Below are 18,867 nucleotides of genomic sequence, written 5' to 3' on the forward strand. Positions count from 1 at the left end.
CCGAAAACGAGCGAGGCGAGCCATGGATGCAAGCGAGGTTGCCGCCTGCTGGGAGGCCAATGCCGAAACCTGGACGCGCCATGCGCGCGCCGGCTACGATTTGTACCGCGACGCCCTGAACACGCCGGCCTTTATGGCCAACCTGCCCTCCGTCATCGGACTTGCGGGCCTCGATATCGGCTGCGGCGAAGGCTTCAATACCCGCAAGCTCGCTGAAGCCGGCGCCGCGATGACCGGCATCGATATCGCGCCCAGCTTCATCCGCCATGCGCAGGAGGCCGAGGCTGCAAGGCCGCTCGGCATCACCTACCGCCTCGCCGACGGCATGGAACTGCCCTTCGCAGATGCCAGCTTCGATTTCACGACGGCCTTCATGTCGCTGATGGACATGCCGCGTCAGGACCGTGTCCTGGCCGAGGCCGCCCGCGTGCTCAAGCCCGGCGGCTTCCTGCAATTCTCGATCCTGCATCCGTGCTTCGCCATGCCCTCCCGCAAGGTTCTGCGCGACGAGCACAAGACCGTGCTGGGGATCGAGGTTCGCGAGTATTTTCGCGCCACCGACGGCGAGATCGAGACCTGGCGCTTCGGGGCCGCGCCCGAGCATGAGAAGGCCAAGGTCGAGCCGTTCAAGGTGCCGCGCTTCCACCGCACGTTGAGCGAATGGGTCAATCTCATCATCGCGGCAGGCTTCGCCGTCGAGCATATGCACGAGCCGACCGTGGACGAGGCGACCGCCAAAGCGGAACCCTATCTCGCGGATACGCGCGTCGCGCCGCTGTTCCTGCATATGCGGGTGCGCAAGCCAGTGAGTTCCGGCTGAGCGGACGCCATCGTCAGTCCGGGGCGCTCCACAGAAGAGCGCCCCAAAATCCGTCCTGCTCGGGAGAGGGTTCCCCGCGCCTCTCTTGCGCGGCCTGCGCTTCTGGGTTCCGGGCTCGCCGCGGAGTTTATCCTTGGGCCGATCGAAGATCGGACCCGAGGGCGGCGCCCCGGAATGACAGCGGGACAGGTTCAAACTCACGCCGCGAAGACTGCGTCGGCGTCCTCTACCGCGCCGGCGCCTTCCGTCACCGCCAATTCCAGCGCCGGGGCTTCGGTGACGACATGCTCGGCGAAGAAGCGGGCCGTGGCGACAGCCGCCGCGCCGTTCTCCTCGGAGCGCATGGCGAGCGCCTTCCTGGCGAGGCCGGTGCCGCCCTGCGCCAAGGCGAAGAGCTTGAGATAGGGCGTCGCACCGGCGAGCACCTCGCCCGGCTTGGCGCCCATCGTCGCCAGCATCCAGTCGGTGGCGCGCTCCAGGGAATCGACAGCGGCCTTCAGCCGGGCTGCGCTGTGGCCAAAGCCCGGCGTGTTGGCGCCCTCGACCTCGCCGACCACACCGCGCATCTCGCCGATCAGCGCCTTGACCGCCTTGCCGCCGGAGAGCGGCAGCTTGCGCAGCACGAGGTCGATCGCCTGGATGCCGTTGGTGCCCTCATAGATCGTGCAGATGCGGGCATCGCGCAGATGCTGGGCGGCGCCGGTCTCCTCGATGAAGCCCATGCCGCCATGGATCTGCACGCCGGTCGAGGCGACATCGATGCCGATATCGGTGGCATAGGCCTTGGCGACGGGGGTGAGGATCGCGGCGCGCTCGCTGGCAGCCTTGCGCCTGGCCTCGTCGGTCTCGCGATGGCTGCGGTCGAGCGCTGCGGCGACCATATAGGAGATGGCGCGGGCGGCTTGCGTCTTGGAGCGCATGTCCATGAGCATGCGGCGGACATCGGGATGCACGATGATCGGACTCATGCCGGAGCCCTTGGGTGCGTCGAGCGCCGCACCCTGGCGGCGCTCCCCGGCGAAGGCGAGCGCCTGCTGATAGGCGCGCTCGGCAATGGCGACGCCCTGCAGCGCGACATTGAGGCGGGCATTGTTCATCATCGTGAACATGCAGGCGAGGCCGCGATTCTCCTCGCCGATCAGCCAGCCGACCGCGCCATCCTTGTCGCCATAGGCCATGGAGCAGGTCGGCGAGGCGTGGATGCCGAGCTTGTGCTCGATGCCGGAGCAGCGCAGGTCGTTATGGGCGCCGAGCGTTCCATCGGCATTGACGAGATATTTCGGCACCAGGAAGAGCGAGATGCCACGCGTGCCGGGAGGGGCATCGGGCAGGCGCGCGAGGACGAGATGGATGATGTTCTCCGTCATCCCATGCTCGCCATAGGTGATGAAGATCTTCTGGCCGGTGATGCGGTAGGTGCCGTCGCCGGCGCGCTCGGCCTTGGAGCGCAGCGCATTCAGATCGGAGCCCGCCTGCGGCTCGGTCAGGTTCATCGTGCCCATCCACTCGCCCGAGACGAGTTTTGCCAGATAGGTCTGCTTGAGATGGTCGGAGCCATGGGCGTGAACGGCCTCGATCGCGCCGATCGTCAGCAGCGGCCCGAGCGCGAAGGCGAGCGAGGCCGAGTTCCACATCTCGGTGCAGGCCGATTGCAGCAGCGTCGGCAGGGCCTGGCCGCCATAGGTCTCCGGACCCGGAAGTGCGTTCCAGCCGGCTTCCGCCCAGGCCTTGTAGGCTTCCTTCCAGCCCGGCGGCGTGGTGACGACGCCGTCCTTCAGGGTCGAGCCATGGCTGTCGCCGATGCGGTTGAGCGGGGCGATCACGTCTCCGGCGAATTTCGCCGCCTCTTCCAGCACGGCATCGGTGAGGCCGCCGTCGAGCTCCGGCGCGAGCCCCTCCGCGATCAGCCCGTCGAGGCCGGCGACATGGCGCAAGGTGGCGATGATGTCCTCGACCGGGGCGCGGTAGCTCATGAAATTCTCCCTGGAAGCCCGCATATCCTGCCTGATCGGCGGATGCGGATCTGCTTTTGACGTTGCCGCGATGTTAGCGAGGAACTATCCCCGACGCCACGCGCGACCTTCGTCATGCGTTCGCGTCTGCAGCCTGCTGCGAATATAGTTTATATCTAAACCATCTGAGGTCAATCGTGCCCGATCAACGCGTCACGCAGCGGCTGGACGACAGCGAGGCCGGCATCGCCTCTGCCGCCGCATTGCTGTGCGCCGGCAAGCTCGTGGCGCTGCCGACGGAGACGGTCTACGGGCTGGCGGCGGACGCGACCTCGGGCGCAGCGGTCGCCGGCATCTACGCCGCCAAGGAACGGCCGAGCTTCAACCCGCTGATCGCGCATCTGCCCGATCTCGCTGCCGCCCAGCGGCAGGGCCTGTTCGACGCCAATGCCTTGGCGCTGGCGCGCGCCTTCTGGCCGGGCCCGCTGACGCTGGTGGTGCCGGTCTCGAGCGGCTGCAGCGTCAGCGAGCTGGCGCGGGCGGGGCTTGCGACGCTGGCGCTGCGCGTGCCGTCGCACCCGGTCGCGCGGGCGATCCTGCAAGCGGCGGGGCGGCCGATCGCTGCCCCCTCTGCCAACCGCTCCGGCCGGGTCAGCGCCACCAGCGCCGCGCATGTGCTGGCCGATCTCGATGGGCGCATCGATGCGGTGCTCGACGGCGGCCCGACCAAGGTCGGCGTCGAATCGACCATCGTCGCCTGCCTCGATGGTGCGCCGCGCCTGCTGCGCCCCGGCGGCGTGCCGAGCGCCGCGATCGAGGGCGTGATCGGGCGCTCGCTCGTGCTTGCCGGCGAATCCGGAGCCGCACCGATCTCGCCGGGTCTGCTGGCCTCGCATTATGCTCCCGCCGCCGGCGTCAGGCTCGACGCGGAAGGGCCGCGCGATGGCGAGGCCTGGCTCGGCTTCGGGCCCGAGCCAGCCACGCTGTCGCCGGCGACGCTCCAGCTCAATCTCAGCCCGGCGGGCGATCTCATGGAGGCCGCAGCGAACCTCTTCGGCTATCTGCGCCAGCTCGACATGGCCGCGCCAGCGACCATCGCCATCGCGGCGATCCCGTTGCATGGGCTGGGCGAGGCGATCAACGACCGACTGCGGAGAGCCGCCGCGCCGCGCTGACGCGACGGCGTTTTCGAGCAAGCATCATCTTGCAATGCTGCAAGATATCGGCTTGGGTTCCTGTTCCGATGGGGCAGGAACACAATGAATTCCAATCTCGCCTGGGACGATTTCCGCCTGATCAAGGCGATCACCGACCATGACGGGCTGACGGGCGCGGCCAACGCGCTCGGCGTCAATCATTCCACGGTCTTCCGCCGCCTCGGCCAGATCGAAGAGCAGCTCGGCCTGCCTTTGTTCGAACGCCGCAAGACCGGCTATGTCGCGACCGTCGCCGGCACCGAAATGTCGGCGCTTGCCAACCGCATGGACGAGGACGTCACCGCCTTCGGCCTGCGCCTGGCGGGGCGCGATGTCGCGCCGTCGGGCGAAGTGCGCGTGACCACGACCGACACGCTCTATCTCAATGTCCTGCTGCCGATCTTCGCCGCCTTCCGCCTGGCGCATCCCTTGATCCGCCTCGACATCGTCATCGGCAACCAGACGCTGAACCTGTCGAAGCGCGACGCCGATGTCGCGATCCGCGCCAATGACTCGCCGGGCGAGACCCTGGTCGGGCGCCGGCTCGCGACCCTGAACTGGGCGATCTATGGCCGCGCCGGAGACGGGCTGACGCCGGCCGAGCAGGCCGATCCGAAAGCGCTCTTCCAGCGCGATTGGGTCGCGCTTGGCGACCAGCTCGGCTATGTGAAGGCCGCCCGCTATGTCCGCGAGCGCGTCGCGCCCGAGCGGATCGCCTTGAAGAGCTCGGCCGTGCTGGGCATGACCGAAGCGGTCGAGCAGGGCTTCGGCATCGGCCCCCTGCCCTGCTTCATCGCCGATCAGCGGCCGGGCCTGATCCGCTTGATGCCGCCCGACCCGGAATTTTCGACCGGCCTGTGGATCCTGACCCATCCCGATATCCGGCACGCGCCAAGGGTGCGCGCCTTCATGGATTTCTGCGGCAACGAACTGGCGAAGAAGCGCGGGCTGATCGAGGGGATGGGGTAATGCCGTCCGACGGAAGACCGCTTCAAGCCAGCCTTGAAAGATGGCACTTTATCACGTACATACCAATGATGTGGTGATGGATGGTCGGCGCTGCGGAATTGCCTCCTGTTCCGGTTGTCTTCTACCGCACGCAAATGGGAAACGAGCCCGTTCGCGATTGGCTTCGGGACCTCGACACGGATGACCGCCGGGCGATCGGTCTCGATTTGATGCGTGTGCAAACCGGCTGGCCCATCGGCATGCCGTTGTGCCGTTCGCTTGGAGCGGGGCTCTGGGAGTTCCGTTCGAGCCTGCCGATCGGCTGATCTTGAATTGGCAAGGACGAGAGCAAGGGAGATTGGCCCATGACGAAGCCATGGTTCGAAGGATCGTCCCTGGACGAATTTCTCAAGGAAGAGGGCGTCTATGACGCGTTCAAGGCGATCGCGGAGAAGGAGGCCATCTCCTGGCAGCTTACCGAAGCGATGAGGGCTCAGAACCTATCGAAGACGCGGATGGCCGAATTGATGCACACGAGCCGGACGCAGGTCGACAAGCTGCTCAACCCCAAGGACGGCAACGTCACGATCGAGACCTTGCGCAAGGCCGCCGCCGTTCTCGGCAAGCGGGTCGAGTTCAAGCTGGTTTGATCGCCGAAGCCACGGCGATAATCGTACTGGCCGTCGGGCCGAATCCAGGGCACCATCTCCAAGCTCGCGCAACTGGCGCTGCAAGGTGGATCACCACCGGGGAGCGCGAGCCTCGCTGCCGCGCGCCTGGGCTCTCTCACCCCGTTCCGGAGACGCCCCCATGCATGTCGTGATGCTGCTTTATCCCCGCCTGACCCAGCTCGACCTGACCGGCCCCTTCGAAGTCTTCGCCCGCTTCCGCGAGCTCGAACTGCATCTGGTCTGGAAGACGGCGGAGCCGGTCAGGGACGGCGGCGGCCTGACGATGCTGCCGAGCACGACCTTCGCGGCCTGCCCGCAAGCCGACATCCTGTTCGTGCCCGGCGGCCCCGGCCAGGCCGCGCTGATGGAGGATGAGGAGACGCTCGCCTTCCTGCGCCGGCAGGCTTCGTCGGCGCGCTATGTCACTTCCGTCTGCACCGGCTCGCTGGTCCTGGGGGCGGCTGGCCTGCTCAAGGGCTACCGCGCCACATGCCATTGGCTCTCGCTGCCGCAGCTCGGTTTGTTCGGCGTCGAGCCGGTGGCGGAGCGCGTCGTTCGCGACCGCAACCGCGTCACCGGCGCGGGCGTGACCTCAGGCATCGATTTCGCGCTCAGCCTGATGGCCGATGTCTTCGGGGAGGAGCGCGCCCGCAAGGTCCAGCTCCAGATGGAATACGACCCGCAGCCACCCTTCCCCGGCGGCTCGCCGGCAAGCGCTCCGCCCGAGTTGGTCGCTGCTGTGACGCAGGACGCGGCGAAGTGGCTGAGCGACCGGGAACAGATCGCGCGGCGAGTGGCTGCCACCCTGGCCTGAACCAGAGCCTTGCCAGGAAAAATCGGGTGCCGGTTTCTCGCTTGGGCAATGCTATCGACACCCAGAAGCGATCAGACTGACCGCCTTCAGCGCTGAGCGACGGCGTTACTCTCTGCCGTCATTCCGGGGCACGCCGAAGGCGTGAGCCCGGAACCCAGAACCGATGCGCATCCTCGTGAAGCGAACAGGCTTCCAGTGCCTTCTCAAGCAGCGGCATCGGCTCTGGGTTCCGGGCTCGGCCCTGCGGACCGCCCCGGAATGACGGCGGAGCCTCAGCCATAAATCAGCGTCAAAGGCCGTCGGTATCACCCCACCTCGACGACGACCCGCCCGCGCACCTTGCCCTCGATGATCGCCTTGCCGGTCTCGATCACGCTCTCCAGCGGGATTGTGGTGGTGATCTTCGCCAGCGCGTCGCGATCGAGATCGGTCGCGAGCCTTGCCCAAGCCTCGAGCCGGCGCGGTTTCGGGCACATCACCGAATCGACGCCGAACAAAGCGACGCCGCGCAGGATGAAGGGCATGACGGATGTCGGCAGGTCCATGCCCTGCGCCAGTCCGCAGGCGGCGATGGCGCCGCCATATCTGGTCATCGACAGCAGATTAGCGAGCGTGTGCGAGCCGACCGCGTCGACACCGGCGATCCAGCGCTCCTTGCCGAGCGGGCGGCCTGCGACCGATAATTCGTTGCGGTCGATGATCTCGGCCGCGCCCAGGCTCTTCAGATAGTCCGCCTCCTCGGGCCTGCCAGTCGAGGCGATGACATGCCAGCCGGCCTTGGCAAGCAGCGCGATCGCGACCGAGCCGACGCCACCGGCGGCACCCGTCACCACGACCGGACCGTCAGCCGGCTTGAGGCCATGCTTCTCCAGCGCCAGCACACAGAGCATCGCGGTGTAGCCGGCGGTGCCGATCGCCATCGCCTCACCCGGGTTCATGCCGGCCGGGAGCGGCACCAGCCAATCGCCCTTGACGCGGCTCTTCTGGGCGTAGGCGCCCAGATGCGTCTCACCCGTGCCCCAGCCATTCAGGATGACGAGGTCGCCCGGCTTGAAATCGGGGTGGTCGGAGGTCTCGACCCGGCCGGAAAAGTCGATGCCGGGGATCATCGGCCAGCGCCGCACCACCGGGGCCTTGCCAGTGATGGCGAGGCCGTCCTTGTAGTTCACCGTCGAATGCGTGACGCGGACGGTGACATCGCCCTCCATCAGATCGCTCTCGGCGAAATCGCTGAAGGCGAGGTTGGGGCCAGTCTCGCCCTTGGTCGCGACAAGGGCCTTGAACGTGGTCATGCGGCGTCTCCTCCTGAAGGTTTTGTGCAGGAGATACGCGCCGCGCCGCATGGGGCAAGCCCGCACGACGTGCGCCTTTCGTCAGACTGCGTTGGAAGGCCGTGTCATTACGATCGCCGCCGCGTCTTTCCGGGGCGGCCCGCAGGGCCGAACCCGGAACCCAGAACCGATGCAACAGGGAATCGAGCACCGTCATCGGCCGCGCTTATGTCGTAACCACCTGCGGTTCTGGGTTCCGGGCTCGCCGCTGCGCGGCGCCCCGGAATGACGGCTGAGGTTCCGAGCGAACTCTGCGGCGTCACGCCGGCTGCGCCAGCGGCCGCTCGACGGCCTTTTCGATGATCGGCAGGTTGATCAGGGCCGAGGCGATGCCGAGTGCGATCGAGAGCCACCAGACGATCTGGTAGGAGCCGGTCGCCTCGTAGAGCACCCCGCCGAGCAGCACGCCGAGGAAGCCGCCGACCTGATGCGAGAAGAAGGCGAAGCCATAGAGCATCGCCATGTATTTCGTGCCGAACATCAGCATCACCAGCGAGGAGGTCGGCGGGATGGTGGAGAGCCAGAACAGGCCGATGACGGCGCCAAAAGCCAGCGCTGTCGCGGGACTCGGCGGCAGCAGGATGAAGGCGGCGATCGCGACCGAACGGCCGAGATAGATCCAGGCCAGCAGATGGCGCTTGGGCATACGCGTCGAAAGCCAGCCCGAGCAGAGCGAGCCGACCGCATTGGCGAGCCCGATCACGGCCAGCGTCCAGCCGCCGACCCAGGCCGCCATGCCGACATCCTTGAGATAGGCCGGCATATGGGCGGTGATGAAGGCGAGCTGGAAACCGCAGGTGAAGAAGCCGAGCACGAGCAGGACATAGGAGCGGTGCTTGAAGGCCTCCGTCAGCGCCTGCTTGATCGACTGTCCCGGCAGGTTCGCGGTCGCGCTGGGCTGGATCACGCCGTCCTTGCGCGTCGCCAGCATGAAGGCGAAGGGCATCACCAGCAAAACCGAGCCGGCGAAGACGACGAGCGCCTGATGCCAGCCGATCTGCTCGATCAGGATGTTGCCGATCGGCGGGAACAGGAACTGGCCGAAGGAGCCCGCCGCCGTGCCGGCGCCAAAGGCCATCGGCCGCCAGGATTCGGGCAGGAGCTTGCCGAAGGCGGCGAGCACGAGGTTGAAGGAACAGGCCGAGAGGCCAAAACCGATCAGCACGCCGGCGCCCAGATGCAGGGTCAGCGGCGTGGCGGCATAGGCCATCACGACAAGGCCCGCCGCATAGAGCACGGCGCCGAAGCAGAGCACGCGCACCGTGCCGAAACGGTCTGCGACCGCGCCCGCGAAGGGCGCGCCCAGGCCCCAGAGCAGGTTCTGGATCGCGATTGCGATACTGAAGGTGTCGCGGCCCCAGCCGAATTCCAGCGTCATCGGGATCTGGAACAGCCCTGCGCTGGCGCGCGGGCCGAAGGTGATCATGGCGATCAGGCAGCCGGCGGCGACGATGACCTCCGGAGCGTAGCTGCGCGTGGACTTTTCGCTCGTGGCAGGCTCAGCGCTCATAGTCGGTCTCCGGGCGGGGATCGATGATGTGTGGCTGCACGCTAGCCCCGATCCGCGCGGCGCAACAACGCCTTTTCGTGGCGTTGCGCATCACAGGCCTACATAAGCGAGCCGGCAAGATCATGGGCGAACCAGCAAAAGCCGAACCATTGCGGGTCTCATTAACCGCTGCTCAACCCTACCGGGGTGATAACGGCGTGGCGCGAATGCGCGCTGTTGTCCGGGTCATGTGGAGTAGCAGGTCAGGTGCGTTTGCGCAGGCGTACGAGGCGGATCGGTTCGCTCGGGGTGAAATGGGCCTTGGCCACGGTGGCGCCATGGGCGCTTTCGGCTGGCGTTCTGGTCTCCTTCACCGCCTCGGCCGGCCAGAATTACGGCCCCGACTCGCTGCCCTATTCAGCGATCCAGCGCGCCGCGCCCGCTTTCGATTCGGCGCTTGAGGAAGGCCCCTCGATGCTGGTCGCGGGCAGCGCCTTCCGGCTGCCCGGCGTTGCCCTGTCCTCGGCGATCCGGCAGGCGCATCTCTCCTTCGACGACCCCGAACGGCTCGTCGCGATCGATCCGCGCCAGCCCCGCGACGACATGAAACATTCGGTCTCGGGCTTCCCGGAGGTCGACCGCACCGCCAAGGGCGATCCGCTGCCCGGCCTGCGGCCAGGCCTCTCAGTGCTGCCGGCGGGCGAGCTTGAACGCGTCGTCTTCGGCGACACCCAGCCCCGCCTGATCTCGGGCGGCTTCTCGCTCGACGCCCAGCGCGCGGCGGAAGCCGTCGACGGGCCGCAGATCGGTTTCGAGCCGTCGGCGAATGAGGAAGGGCTGACCGACCCGGCGATGGCGGACGCCTCACCGAGCTCGCAGCACCGCCTGATCACCTCGCCGCGCCAGGCCGAATTGCATCTGGAAAGCATCGACGGCTCGACGCCATCCGTGTCCGGGCGCGCCGCCAGCAGTTCCTCGACGCCATCCGTGCATTACAATGTCGCGACGCTCGCCACGCCGGTCTCACCCGCGCCGCCTGCGGCGCTGACGCGACCCAATCTCGTCGCCAAGGCACCGAACGCGACCAGCACCATCGGCAAGGGCGATCCCGGCCCGCAGATAAGCTATGCCGGCCTGATCGCTCCGGGCGAGACGGCGCGCCAGCAGCGCTGCCTGGCGGAGGCGGTCTATTTCGAGGCGCGCTCGGAATCGAATGAGGGCCGCGCCGCCGTGGCGCAGGTCGTGCTCAACCGGGTCAAGAGCGGGCTCTACCCCGACAATGTCTGCGGCGTGGTCTACCAGAACGCCAGCCGCTACCTCGCCTGCCAATTCACCTTCGCCTGCGAGGGCAAATCGCTGCGCATCACCGAGCCCGCGCCCTGGCACGACGCGGTCCGCATCGCCCGCGAGGTCTATGAAGGCACGACCTATCTGCCAGAGGTCGGCGGCTCCACGCATTATCACGCCAACTATGTGCGGCCCTATTGGGCGAAGAAGCTGAAGAAGATGGACACGATCGGCCAGCACGTTTTTTATCAGCTGCGGCCTGGGCAGACTTGAGGGCTGCTGTGAAACGAAGCATCACATGGCAATGGCAGGGCTTAGGCGGGATTAACCGGGATTAAGCGGGATCAGCCGGAAAGTGGCGTGATCTCAAGGGCGTAGCAGGAGGCCAAAAGGCACGGCGCGCCAATCCATTGCCATTTGATCTTTCGCTCGATCTGCAGGCCAAAAGGCCGAATGCATGAGATGCATAATAATGCATACGCGCTAAGTGCTTGAAATCCCGTCACAGCGCTCGCCGGAACTGTCACGATTTTCCTGAGTGACGCGCGTTTGCATGACAGTTAGGAAAAGCGACGCAATTTCAATGCGTTCGGCCAAAATACCCATCGATCGGCCGCGCGGCCAACTGTCACGACAAATGACCCTTCAATTCCACTTCAACGGCTCGATCATCGCCTCGGATATCCTAGGATTCTCGGCCTTCGAGGCTGCTCGCTCCGGTGATATAATCCGCATAACGCATCAGACGCGAGCCGGTCCAATGTCGACAGAATCCTTGGAGGGCACGGTCTTGAGGCTGGCCCATCACTACAGCGATCCTGAAGACCTCCTGAAGGCAGTCCGCAAGGCTCATCCTGATGCGTCGAAGAAGGACATTATCCATGCGGTCTTTGCCACGATGATCGACGCAGCAGGGAGCAATGACGGCATCGCTCGTCGGCTACATGGGCTCGCGATGAACCATCGCGGCGACGAATGATCGGCCGATCGCAAAACAAGACCTGCTGACATCTGATTGTTCGCGCTACATTGGATCATCGCCTAGGATAAGCGCCAGATGGTGTCTTCAGTGGCACCGCGACGCTGACATTCTCGGACGACGGTCGCGTGCCGCAGCGCTCGCATCTCAGCCGCAGGTGCAGCTCGGCGATGCGATCGCTTCCCAGCAGACCAGGCAGCAGACGCCAAGGGATCTGCTTCATCACCCGGCAAGGCTCGCAACGTACCTGCAGGCTCGATAGGCCGGCGACGATCGCCTCATCGACAGTTCGGAATGTGGTCATGACGCGCACCTGACGCGCACAGCCCGAACCGGCCCATAGGCCCTCGGCTCGACGCCACGTGTCAGCAGCTGACGCATATCCCCAGTATCCTCATGCCATGGCATAAGGCTCACAATGTTCTTGTTCTGTTCTAGTTTTCAAGCTTTCCTATAGTCAGCCCTGGCGCCAGAGACCGGGGCAACAGGAGAGTGTCGGCATGAGTAAGCGCGCCAGAAAGCAGCCTGAAGCCGGTCAGGTGACCTACTTCGTGGTCCAAACCTATGTTGCGAATGCAAAAGGCCTGATTGCCGAGGAGCCCAAGCCGGCGACGGGGCATGACCACGCGTTGCGGCTGTTCGAGCGCTACAGGGACATCAGGGCTGGCGTCGTCGCCTTCTCACGCACGGGCGATCCGACCACGGGCGATTGGGCCGACGCCGTCATCCTAGCCCGCCACGGCAAGGTGCCAGCCGAGATCGACCTCATGGAGCCCTATGAGGCCGACGAGTGGGAGAAAGTGGCGTAGACAGCAGGCGGCGGCCCCAGGCCGCCGCCTTTTCAAGCCGCTTGCGGAATTGCGGCCGGCCGCTTGCCGAACAGAGCCAGGATACCGCCGATGAACGCGAGCGCCATGAAGATGGCGACAAACGTTCCTCCAAGCACCGCCCCGGCCAAGGCGCATATGATCAGCAGGACGCCAGGGATCCGCGAAGACGCGCCCATGCACACCGCTCCGAGCACTATGGTCAGGAACGAAAAGCCGACCCCGCCCCAGCCGAGCATGATGACCGTCTTCGCGTCCTTTGCTTCGACGGCTGAACCGAGGCCGCCGATCAAGAGCGTCGCAAATGCCGCGATTACAGCAAAGATGCCGGCGACCAGTGCAATAATTCCACCTGCCTTTTTCATATCTCACCCCCTGCCCAAACGAGTTTTCCTGCAACCCTCAGCGCCTCCGCATCGGGCGGGGCGAGTTGCTCATCCGGATAGACCGGATTGTCCGAAATCAGCTGAATCGCCCCATTCCAGCCCAGACGCACGCGCTTGGCGCGGACATCGTTACCGACGATCAGAATATAGACGCCTTCATCACTGGCGCGGGTATAGCTCACGTCAATCAGTCCGATAGATCCATCCCGGAAAGTTGGGAGCATGCTATCGCCGCGCAGCTCCAGAAAGCGGGCGTACTGCTCCCTGAGCCGGTACCGCTGAAGCAAGGGACGCGGAAACGGCAGCCTCCTGATTTCGTACGGGCGGCCATTCTCAATTCCACTTCCAGCGCTGGCGACCACATCCAGCAGCGGAATCATGACGACATCATCATCCAGATCTGGGTGGGCAATAGACTGCTCCATCACAAGTGGCCGATTTGCAGCCCCAAGAATGAGGTAATCGGTAGTCACACCGCATGCCTGGGCAATCAATCCAATTCGAGTGGCCGGCGGTTCTGACTGCTGACGGCAATAGCGATCGAGCGACGTGACCGGGATGCCGGTACGCTTTGCGATTGTTGGTCGCCCGCCTGCCCGCTCGATGGTGTCGTCGAGTCGTCGCGCCAGATCTGCTGCTTCCTCGCTCAGAATTAACTCCAAAACTCGCGATACATCAGATCTGAGTTGACATGATCAACCACATCTGATGTTCTGCCCACAAGCGTCACCCACAAGTGTGGTTAACACGGCAAATTCGGCGTGGCGAGACGGGACACCTATGGCGAGCAATTGGACCAAACAGCAGATCCTTTTCGCGCTCCGCGAGCGTGGAACCACTGCGGCCGAACTGGCCTCCAAGGCGCAGATGAGCCGGTTCACCGTTTATGGCGGCCTGGAGCGCCCTTACCCCAAGGTTCACGACCTCATTTCTGAGGCGCTGAGCATGCCACGTCAGGCCATCTGGCCGGAATTCTACGACGCCAACGGCGAGCGCAGCGGCCTGATCAGCAATCCGAGGGCTGCCTGATGGATCTTCTCGCCGCTGTGACGGCCGGCTCGCCGATGTTCTTGGCTGACCTGGCCGTAATCGACACTAGTGATCGGCTGCGTCCGGTCACATCTGAGAATGCGCAGCTGACCGCCGCGTCCATGAGCGAGACCGGCCAGATCGCTCCCATCGTGGTGCGGGTGCACCCCACCGGCAATGGCCTCAAGCTGATAGCAGGTGGTCGCCGCTGCGCCGGCGCAGCCATTCTCGGTTGGGAGCAGATTGCGGCCGTTCTGGTGGAATGCACCGACGACGAGGCGCGCCTGATCGAGATTGATGAGAACCTTGCCCGCGAGGAGCTGAACCCACTCGATCGGGCTTACTTCCTGGCAGAACGCAAACGCGTCTACGAGGCGCTCAACCCCGAGGCCGGGCACGGCAAGGCGAAGAAGCCGAAGACCGAAAAAGGAAAAGTGGCAAACTTGGCCACTTTTCTATCCTTCGCCAAAGACGCAGCCAAACAGACTGGCCTCGCTCCCCGCACGATCCGCCTCGCGTGTCAGCTTGCTAATTCCCTTTCTCCCGACGCGGTCGCGCTGATCCGGGGCAAGGATATCGCCCGCAACCAGTCGCAGCTGCAGGCACTCGCCGCGCTCGAACCGTCCGACCAGGTCAAGGTCGCACGCGAGATTGCGGAGGGCCGAGCAGCCAATTTCGCCAAGGCTCGCGTCAGCGCCGGCATGGTTCCAGCCGGCGGCGTTGTTCGTGCAGTCGAGACGCCGCTGATGAAGATGGAGCCGATCGTGTTCCGCATGTCGCTCTCCGAGCTGCAGGCGCTCTACGGCATGGTCGGGGGGCGCATCGCGGCGCTCACGCCAGCTCCCAAGCCCGCCAAGGTCAAGAAGGGCTCCAACGCGTGAAGCTCTGGCTGACCTCCTCCGAAATCGCCGAACTCGCATTGCCCGGCATGCCGGCGACACGCCAGAACGTCGTCGCCATGGCCGAGCGCGAGGATTGGGCGCGCTTCTCGGCCTGGTGCCGGCCGCGCGCCGGTCGCGGCGGCGGGCTGGAGTATCACATCAACTTGCTGCCGGTAGCGGCGCGCATGGCCTATCTCGGCGCTGATGCACCTCAGCCACCGGCCGGAGAGGCGCTCCAGGCGGCACCGGAGCCGCCGCCTGGCACCGCGCGCGCCGCCACGCTGCAGCTCGATGCGCGCCTTGCCGTTCTCGGCGCGCTCAAGGCCTTCCTGCGCTCAGCCGACATGAAGCAGACGCTGGCCATCGGCCATTTCGTCGACCTCTACAACCTCGACCGCATCGACGTACCGACCTGGGCGCGGGCGCTGTTGCCCCGGCTAGCGCCCCGTACTGTGCTGCGCTGGTTCGCCGCCGCCAAGGACGGCGAGACCGAGCGCCTGGCGATCGACAAGGGGGCAGCCCGGCGCGGCCAGGGCGTGCTCGACGCCGCTTTCGACGGCGAGATCAAGCATTTCGCCATCGCGGTGCACTCCTTCAATGATCTTTATACAGCGCGACAGCTCCACGAGACGCTTCAGCAGGAGTTCGGCGCGCGCCTTGCCGCGATCGGGCTATCTTTGCCCGGCCTGCGCGCCTTTGAGATGAAATTTCAGGCCTGGAAGCAGGAATTCAGCGCCGGCCTGCTGCAGATGATGGACCCGGACGGGTTCCGCTCGAAGATGCGGGTCTCGGGCTCCTATGCCCATATGGCGCCGCATCTCAATGCGCTCTGGCAGATCGACGCCTCGCCAGTCGATGCGCTCTGTGTCGATGGTCGGCATTCGATCTATGTCTGCATAGACATCTGGTCGCGCCGCATCTCGCTCTTCGTCTCGAAGACGCCCCGTTCGGAAGCGGTTCAGCTCCTGATGCGCAAGGCGATCCTTGCCTGGGGCGTGCCTGACGCGGTGAAAACCGACAACGGCTCGGACTTCGTCGCCCGCGCCACGGTGCGCCTGTTCGCGAAGCTCCAGATCGAGGCAATCCGGTCGGATGCCTTCGCGCCATGGCAGAAGGGCGTCGTCGAGCGCAACATCCGCACCTTCCAGACCGATTGCTCGCGCATGCTGCCCGGCTTCGTCGGGCACAGCGTCGCGCATCGCAAGAAGATCGAGGGACGCAAGGCCTTCGCCCAGCGTCTCGGCCAGGACGAGGCCGCTGCCTTCTCCGTCTCGATGACGGGCGAGGAGCTGCAGGCGATCTGCGATCACTGGGCCGCCGACATTTACGCCCATCACGAACATGGCGGCATCGGCAGGATGACGCCCTTCGCTCGCGCGGCGTCCTCGACACGCACGATCCGCACCGTCGATGCAGACGCGCTCGCCACGCTGCTGATGCAGGCGCCCGATGCCCACGGCCTGCGCCGCTACGGCAAGGAGGGCGTGCGCGTCGCCGGCTTCCACTACCTGGCGCCAGGCATCCTGCCTGGAGAGACCGTCTTCGTGCGGATGGACCCGGCCGACGCCGGAACCGTCTGGCTCTTCGACGAAACAGGCGAAACCTTCCGGGCCAGGGGCCGCAATGCCCGACTGGCCAATATCGATCCTGCCGAGCTGATCGCAGAGACGAAGGCCGCGCAGAAGCGGCTCATCGACGAGAGCATGGTCGATGTGAAGGCCATGGCGAAGAAGCGGGTGACGAAGAGCACCGTGCTGGAACACCGGCTGGCGCTGGCCGCCGAGAAGTCCAGCAACCTCGTCGCTTTCCCACAGCGCTCCGAGATCCACACCACGCCCGCGCTGGATGCCGGACTGGAGATCGCGGCCATGCGCCGGGGTGATGCACCGATTGCAGCGCCGCTCTCTGACGCCGCCGCCAAGGTCCACCGCGAGTTGCTGGAAGCGCCGGCCATCGCCGCCCGTTCGGACGGCAAGGTCACGGCACTGCGCCAGTCGGAGACACCGCGCCAGCGCTTCCGCAAGGCCATGGCGATTGAGGCCGCCATCGCTGCCGGAGAGCCTGTCGCGACCGAACAGGCGCTCTGGCTCGGCTCCTACCAGACGAGCGGTGAATACCGCTCGGAACGGGACTTCCACACCGAATTTGGAGAGGCGGCGTCGCGTTAGCGCCTGCCCAAAAGAAGCTCCGGCGAACCGGGGCTCAGTTGATCTGATCGAGGGATCGAATATGTCGAACGTCACGGACTACAAGCCCAAGGGGACGCTGGCGCCGCTCAAGAACGTGGCGTCGATGCTGACCCTGGCGACGCGCCTGATCGAGCGTTCGCCGCATCTGCCGGGGCTCGGCTGCTTCAGCGGACCATCGGGCTACGGCAAGAGCTGGGCCGCGATCTACCTGCAGAACAAGAAGGACGCCCTGCGCGTCGAGGTCGGCGAGAGCTGGACCAAACTCACCCTGATCAAGGCCATCCTGCGCGAGCTGGGTGTCAACGAGCCCAAAGGCACGGTCGCCACCCTCACGGAGGCCGCGATCGAGCGCCTGTCGCGCCCTGGCCACCCGCCGCTGCTGATCGACGAGGCGGACCGCCTGGTCGACAAGGGCTTCATCGAGATCGTCCGCGAGATCCATGAGGCCTCGCAGGTTCCGATCATCCTGATCGGCGAGGAAGAGCTTCCCGGCAAGCTCGCCCGCTCGGAGCGCACCCATAACCGCGTCTTGGCTTGGCAGCTTGCCCAGCCCTGCGATCTCGAAGACGCGATGCTGCTGGCGCAGCTCTATGTGCCGGGCTGGCTGACGATCGCCGATGATCTGCTGGACCATCTCCGGAACAAATCCCAGGGCCGCGCCCGCCGTATCTGCAGCAACATCGACAACGTCATCGAATGGGCGCGGGTCCGGGGCCTGAAGAGCGCGGAGCTGAAGAGCTACGACGGCCCGATCGACACGGGCGAGCCGCCGAAGCGCTCAGTCCTCGGCGTCTCACGGAGGGCGTCATGAAGCGCGCCGTTCCCAACCCGCTGCCGCAAGGGCCGCAGCACTATTGGAAGCAGATGGTGGCCTTCACCCGCCAGGGCGGCTTCACCATCACCGAGATCCACAAGGCTTCCTCGGTCCGCGCTCGCAGCACGATCAAGTCCTACGTGCTCTTCTGCGCCGAGCAGGGCCATATCGAACTGGTCGGCGAACGCCCGACCGAGAAGAACCGCACCGCCGGCATCTACAAGGTCTGTAACCTGCGGGCCGAAGCGCCGGTCCAGCGCCGTCCGGATTTCACCGGCGAACGTGGCCGGCGCTGCCAGCAGCTTTGGACCGCGATGCGGGCGCTGCGGACCTTCACGGTGCGCGATCTCGCCATCGCCGCCGCGACGGACACTGTCGACATATCCGAGCCGACCGCGCGCACCTATGTCTTCGCGCTCTCCAAGGCCGGCTATCTCGTCGAGATAGGCCGCCGGAAGCAGCGCGGCGTCCAGGCTCACTGGAAACTCATGCCGGGGTTCAATACCGGCCCGCTGTGCCCCGCCACGACGAAGCACGGCACCGTCGTCTTCGACCGCAATTTGGGGCGGGTCGTTAACCCTAACGCCTCGGAAACCACCGGGAGGGCGGCATGAACCGCGGCCCTATCTCCGGCAGGGGCTCGAAGGTCGATCCTGTCGCCAAGGCGCAGGCCGCCTGGGGCGAGGCGATGCCAAAGGAGGTGCTGGCGCTGGCCGAGGCCTGCCGTGCGGCAACGGCCTCCGCCATCGCCGCACGGCTCAATTACTCCGACGCCGTCATCAGCCAGACGCTGGCCGGCACTTATCGCGGCGACCTCAACAAGGTCTTCGCCACGATCCGGGGCGCCCTGATGGGCGAGGTCGTCATGTGCCCGGTCCTCGACGAGATCGGCAAGGACCGCTGCCTCTCCGAACAGGGCAAGCCCTTTTCAGCCACCAGCTCGACCCGCGCCCGGCTCTTCCACGCCTGCAAAACCTGCCCGTCCCGCCAACAGAAGGACTCCGCCTGATGTTCTCGTCAGCTTGCAAGCTGCTGGCCCTCACCATGGCCGTGTTCGGCCCCTTCTTCGCGGGCGTCATGTACCACCTGGTGCGTCAGCCCGAGGTCTACGCCTTCTTCCTGGCGTTCGGTATCATGCTCGGCCTCGCCGGCATCCTGGGCTTCGCCTCCTTCGAGCGGCAGGAGCGCCGCCAGCACCAGGCGCACATGGCCATTGGCCGTGGCTTCTGGCGCACCGGCAGCGAGGGCTGAGCC

Annotated in this window: 21 protein-coding genes and 1 riboswitch; of the genes, 16 read left to right on the plus strand and 5 right to left on the minus strand. The window is 65.7% G+C overall.

The features are described 5' to 3' along the window. The first annotated feature begins 22 nt into the window (after window positions 1-22). Entirely contained in the window at window positions 23-820 is a 798-nt protein-coding gene (locus RMR04_RS22260; protein WP_311910594.1) for a class I SAM-dependent methyltransferase, read from the plus strand. A 197-nt stretch (window positions 821-1,017) separates the two neighbouring features. On the opposite strand, the gene RMR04_RS22265 is transcribed toward RMR04_RS22260, so the two are convergent. Next, window positions 1,018-2,793 carry an acyl-CoA dehydrogenase family protein gene (locus tag RMR04_RS22265; RefSeq protein ID WP_311910595.1) on the minus strand — a complete coding sequence of 592 codons (1,776 nt, stop codon included), beginning with the start codon at window positions 2,791-2,793 and terminating at the stop codon, window positions 1,018-1,020. A gap of 176 nt (window positions 2,794-2,969) precedes the next feature. On the opposite strand from RMR04_RS22265, the gene RMR04_RS22270 reads away from it, so the two are divergent. The 5 genes from RMR04_RS22270 (at window position 2,970) to RMR04_RS22290 (ending at window position 6,401) form a co-directional block, all read left to right on the plus strand. Continuing rightward, window positions 2,970-3,947, plus strand: a complete 978-nt coding sequence (locus tag RMR04_RS22270) for an L-threonylcarbamoyladenylate synthase (protein ID WP_311910596.1) — start codon at window positions 2,970-2,972, stop codon at window positions 3,945-3,947. Between the two features lie 84 nt (window positions 3,948-4,031). After that, the gene (locus RMR04_RS22275; RefSeq protein ID WP_311910597.1) at window positions 4,032-4,937 is read left to right on the plus strand and encodes a LysR family transcriptional regulator; all 906 of its coding nucleotides are present in this window, start codon (window positions 4,032-4,034) and stop codon (window positions 4,935-4,937) included. An 80-nt stretch (window positions 4,938-5,017) separates the two neighbouring features. After that, on the plus strand, window positions 5,018-5,242 hold the full coding sequence (locus tag RMR04_RS22280) for a type II toxin-antitoxin system RelE/ParE family toxin (RefSeq protein WP_311910598.1): 225 nt from the start codon (window positions 5,018-5,020) through the stop codon (window positions 5,240-5,242). A gap of 39 nt (window positions 5,243-5,281) precedes the next feature. Continuing rightward, window positions 5,282-5,566 (plus strand): helix-turn-helix domain-containing protein, encoded by a 285-nt coding sequence (locus tag RMR04_RS22285; protein WP_311910599.1) that lies wholly within the window; start codon window positions 5,282-5,284, stop codon window positions 5,564-5,566. 58 nt (window positions 5,567-5,624) lie between these two features. Further along, window positions 5,625-5,705, plus strand: a riboswitch (ZMP/ZTP riboswitch). A gap of 21 nt (window positions 5,706-5,726) precedes the next feature. Further along, window positions 5,727-6,401, plus strand: coding sequence for a DJ-1/PfpI family protein (locus RMR04_RS22290; protein WP_311910601.1), 675 nt, complete (start codon window positions 5,727-5,729; stop codon window positions 6,399-6,401). 305 nt (window positions 6,402-6,706) lie between these two features. Here the strand turns inward: RMR04_RS22290 and RMR04_RS22295 are convergent, their stop codons facing one another. Beyond that, window positions 6,707-7,693 carry an acrylyl-CoA reductase (NADPH) gene (locus RMR04_RS22295; protein ID WP_311910603.1) on the minus strand — a complete coding sequence of 329 codons (987 nt, stop codon included), beginning with the start codon at window positions 7,691-7,693 and terminating at the stop codon, window positions 6,707-6,709. A gap of 298 nt (window positions 7,694-7,991) precedes the next feature. After that, on the minus strand, window positions 7,992-9,242 hold the full coding sequence (locus RMR04_RS22300) for an MFS transporter (RefSeq protein WP_311910604.1): 1,251 nt from the start codon (window positions 9,240-9,242) through the stop codon (window positions 7,992-7,994). Between the two features lie 246 nt (window positions 9,243-9,488). On the opposite strand from RMR04_RS22300, the gene RMR04_RS22305 reads away from it, so the two are divergent. The 3 genes from RMR04_RS22305 (at window position 9,489) to RMR04_RS22315 (ending at window position 12,296) form a co-directional block, all read left to right on the plus strand. Further along, entirely contained in the window at window positions 9,489-10,781 is a 1,293-nt protein-coding gene (locus RMR04_RS22305) for a cell wall hydrolase (protein ID WP_311910605.1), read from the plus strand. 310 nt (window positions 10,782-11,091) lie between these two features. Continuing rightward, a complete protein-coding gene (locus RMR04_RS22310) occupies window positions 11,092-11,487 on the plus strand; it encodes a hypothetical protein (protein WP_311910607.1) in 396 nt (131 codons plus the stop codon). A 500-nt stretch (window positions 11,488-11,987) separates the two neighbouring features. Next, window positions 11,988-12,296 (plus strand): hypothetical protein, encoded by a 309-nt coding sequence (locus RMR04_RS22315; protein ID WP_311910609.1) that lies wholly within the window; start codon window positions 11,988-11,990, stop codon window positions 12,294-12,296. 32 nt (window positions 12,297-12,328) lie between these two features. Here RMR04_RS22315 and RMR04_RS22320 read toward each other — a convergent pair whose 3' ends face one another. Further along, entirely contained in the window at window positions 12,329-12,679 is a 351-nt protein-coding gene (locus RMR04_RS22320; RefSeq protein ID WP_311910611.1) for a hypothetical protein, read from the minus strand. Further along, a complete protein-coding gene (locus RMR04_RS22325; RefSeq protein ID WP_311910613.1) occupies window positions 12,676-13,362 on the minus strand; it encodes a S24 family peptidase in 687 nt (228 codons plus the stop codon). Before RMR04_RS22325 ends, RMR04_RS22320 begins: the two co-directional genes overlap by 4 nt. A gap of 118 nt (window positions 13,363-13,480) precedes the next feature. On the opposite strand from RMR04_RS22325, the gene RMR04_RS22330 reads away from it, so the two are divergent. The 7 genes from RMR04_RS22330 (at window position 13,481) to RMR04_RS22360 (ending at window position 18,864) form a co-directional block, all read left to right on the plus strand. Beyond that, window positions 13,481-13,729: a helix-turn-helix domain-containing protein gene (locus RMR04_RS22330; protein WP_311910615.1), complete on the plus strand. Its 249-nt coding sequence runs from the start codon at window positions 13,481-13,483 to the stop codon at window positions 13,727-13,729. After that, window positions 13,729-14,610, plus strand: a complete 882-nt coding sequence (locus RMR04_RS22335; protein WP_311910617.1) for a ParB/RepB/Spo0J family partition protein — start codon at window positions 13,729-13,731, stop codon at window positions 14,608-14,610. Before RMR04_RS22330 ends, RMR04_RS22335 begins: the two co-directional genes overlap by 1 nt. Continuing rightward, entirely contained in the window at window positions 14,607-16,778 is a 2,172-nt protein-coding gene (locus RMR04_RS22340) for a Mu transposase C-terminal domain-containing protein (RefSeq protein ID WP_311910619.1), read from the plus strand. Before RMR04_RS22335 ends, RMR04_RS22340 begins: the two co-directional genes overlap by 4 nt. Window positions 16,779-16,839: 61 nt before the next feature. Beyond that, a complete protein-coding gene (locus RMR04_RS22345; protein WP_311910621.1) occupies window positions 16,840-17,610 on the plus strand; it encodes an ATP-binding protein in 771 nt (256 codons plus the stop codon). Then, complete coding sequence (locus tag RMR04_RS22350; protein ID WP_311910623.1) at window positions 17,607-18,227, plus strand: hypothetical protein; 621 nt, start codon at window positions 17,607-17,609, stop codon at window positions 18,225-18,227. The genes RMR04_RS22345 and RMR04_RS22350 overlap by 4 nt, the downstream gene beginning before the upstream one ends. Next, window positions 18,224-18,622 carry a transcriptional regulator gene (locus RMR04_RS22355; RefSeq protein ID WP_311910625.1) on the plus strand — a complete coding sequence of 133 codons (399 nt, stop codon included), beginning with the start codon at window positions 18,224-18,226 and terminating at the stop codon, window positions 18,620-18,622. The genes RMR04_RS22350 and RMR04_RS22355 overlap by 4 nt, the downstream gene beginning before the upstream one ends. Continuing rightward, window positions 18,622-18,864 (plus strand): hypothetical protein, encoded by a 243-nt coding sequence (locus RMR04_RS22360; RefSeq protein WP_311910627.1) that lies wholly within the window; start codon window positions 18,622-18,624, stop codon window positions 18,862-18,864. The genes RMR04_RS22355 and RMR04_RS22360 overlap by 1 nt, the downstream gene beginning before the upstream one ends. The last annotated feature ends 3 nt before the right edge of the window (window positions 18,865-18,867 follow it).

The organism is Bosea sp. 685 (genome assembly GCF_031884435.1).
Taxonomy (GTDB): Bacteria; Pseudomonadota; Alphaproteobacteria; order Rhizobiales; family Beijerinckiaceae; genus Allobosea.

Bases quoted from the DNA above. Each gene is read 5' to 3' on its own strand.
- RMR04_RS22345 (WP_311910621.1), top strand. From the start codon at position 16,840: ATGTCGAACGTCACGGACTACAAGCCCAAGGGGACGCTGGCGCCGCTC.
- RMR04_RS22355 (WP_311910625.1), top strand. From the start codon at position 18,224: ATGAACCGCGGCCCTATCTCCGGCAGGGGCTCGAAGGTCGATCCTGTC.
- RMR04_RS22335 (WP_311910617.1), top strand. From the start codon at position 13,729: ATGGATCTTCTCGCCGCTGTGACGGCCGGCTCGCCGATGTTCTTGGCT.
- RMR04_RS22275 (WP_311910597.1), top strand. From the start codon at position 4,032: ATGAATTCCAATCTCGCCTGGGACGATTTCCGCCTGATCAAGGCGATC.
- RMR04_RS22285 (WP_311910599.1), top strand. From the start codon at position 5,282: ATGACGAAGCCATGGTTCGAAGGATCGTCCCTGGACGAATTTCTCAAG.
- RMR04_RS22360 (WP_311910627.1), top strand. From the start codon at position 18,622: ATGTTCTCGTCAGCTTGCAAGCTGCTGGCCCTCACCATGGCCGTGTTC.
- RMR04_RS22295 (WP_311910603.1), bottom strand. From the start codon at position 7,693: ATGACCACGTTCAAGGCCCTTGTCGCGACCAAGGGCGAGACTGGCCCC.
- RMR04_RS22310 (WP_311910607.1), top strand. From the start codon at position 11,092: ATGCGTTCGGCCAAAATACCCATCGATCGGCCGCGCGGCCAACTGTCA.
- RMR04_RS22300 (WP_311910604.1), bottom strand. From the start codon at position 9,242: ATGAGCGCTGAGCCTGCCACGAGCGAAAAGTCCACGCGCAGCTACGCT.
- RMR04_RS22315 (WP_311910609.1), top strand. From the start codon at position 11,988: ATGAGTAAGCGCGCCAGAAAGCAGCCTGAAGCCGGTCAGGTGACCTAC.
- RMR04_RS22260 (WP_311910594.1), top strand. From the start codon at position 23: ATGGATGCAAGCGAGGTTGCCGCCTGCTGGGAGGCCAATGCCGAAACC.
- RMR04_RS22290 (WP_311910601.1), top strand. From the start codon at position 5,727: ATGCATGTCGTGATGCTGCTTTATCCCCGCCTGACCCAGCTCGACCTG.
- RMR04_RS22265 (WP_311910595.1), bottom strand. From the start codon at position 2,793: ATGAGCTACCGCGCCCCGGTCGAGGACATCATCGCCACCTTGCGCCAT.
- RMR04_RS22320 (WP_311910611.1), bottom strand. From the start codon at position 12,679: ATGAAAAAGGCAGGTGGAATTATTGCACTGGTCGCCGGCATCTTTGCT.
- RMR04_RS22350 (WP_311910623.1), top strand. From the start codon at position 17,607: ATGAAGCGCGCCGTTCCCAACCCGCTGCCGCAAGGGCCGCAGCACTAT.
- RMR04_RS22280 (WP_311910598.1), top strand. From the start codon at position 5,018: ATGGTCGGCGCTGCGGAATTGCCTCCTGTTCCGGTTGTCTTCTACCGC.
- RMR04_RS22330 (WP_311910615.1), top strand. From the start codon at position 13,481: ATGGCGAGCAATTGGACCAAACAGCAGATCCTTTTCGCGCTCCGCGAG.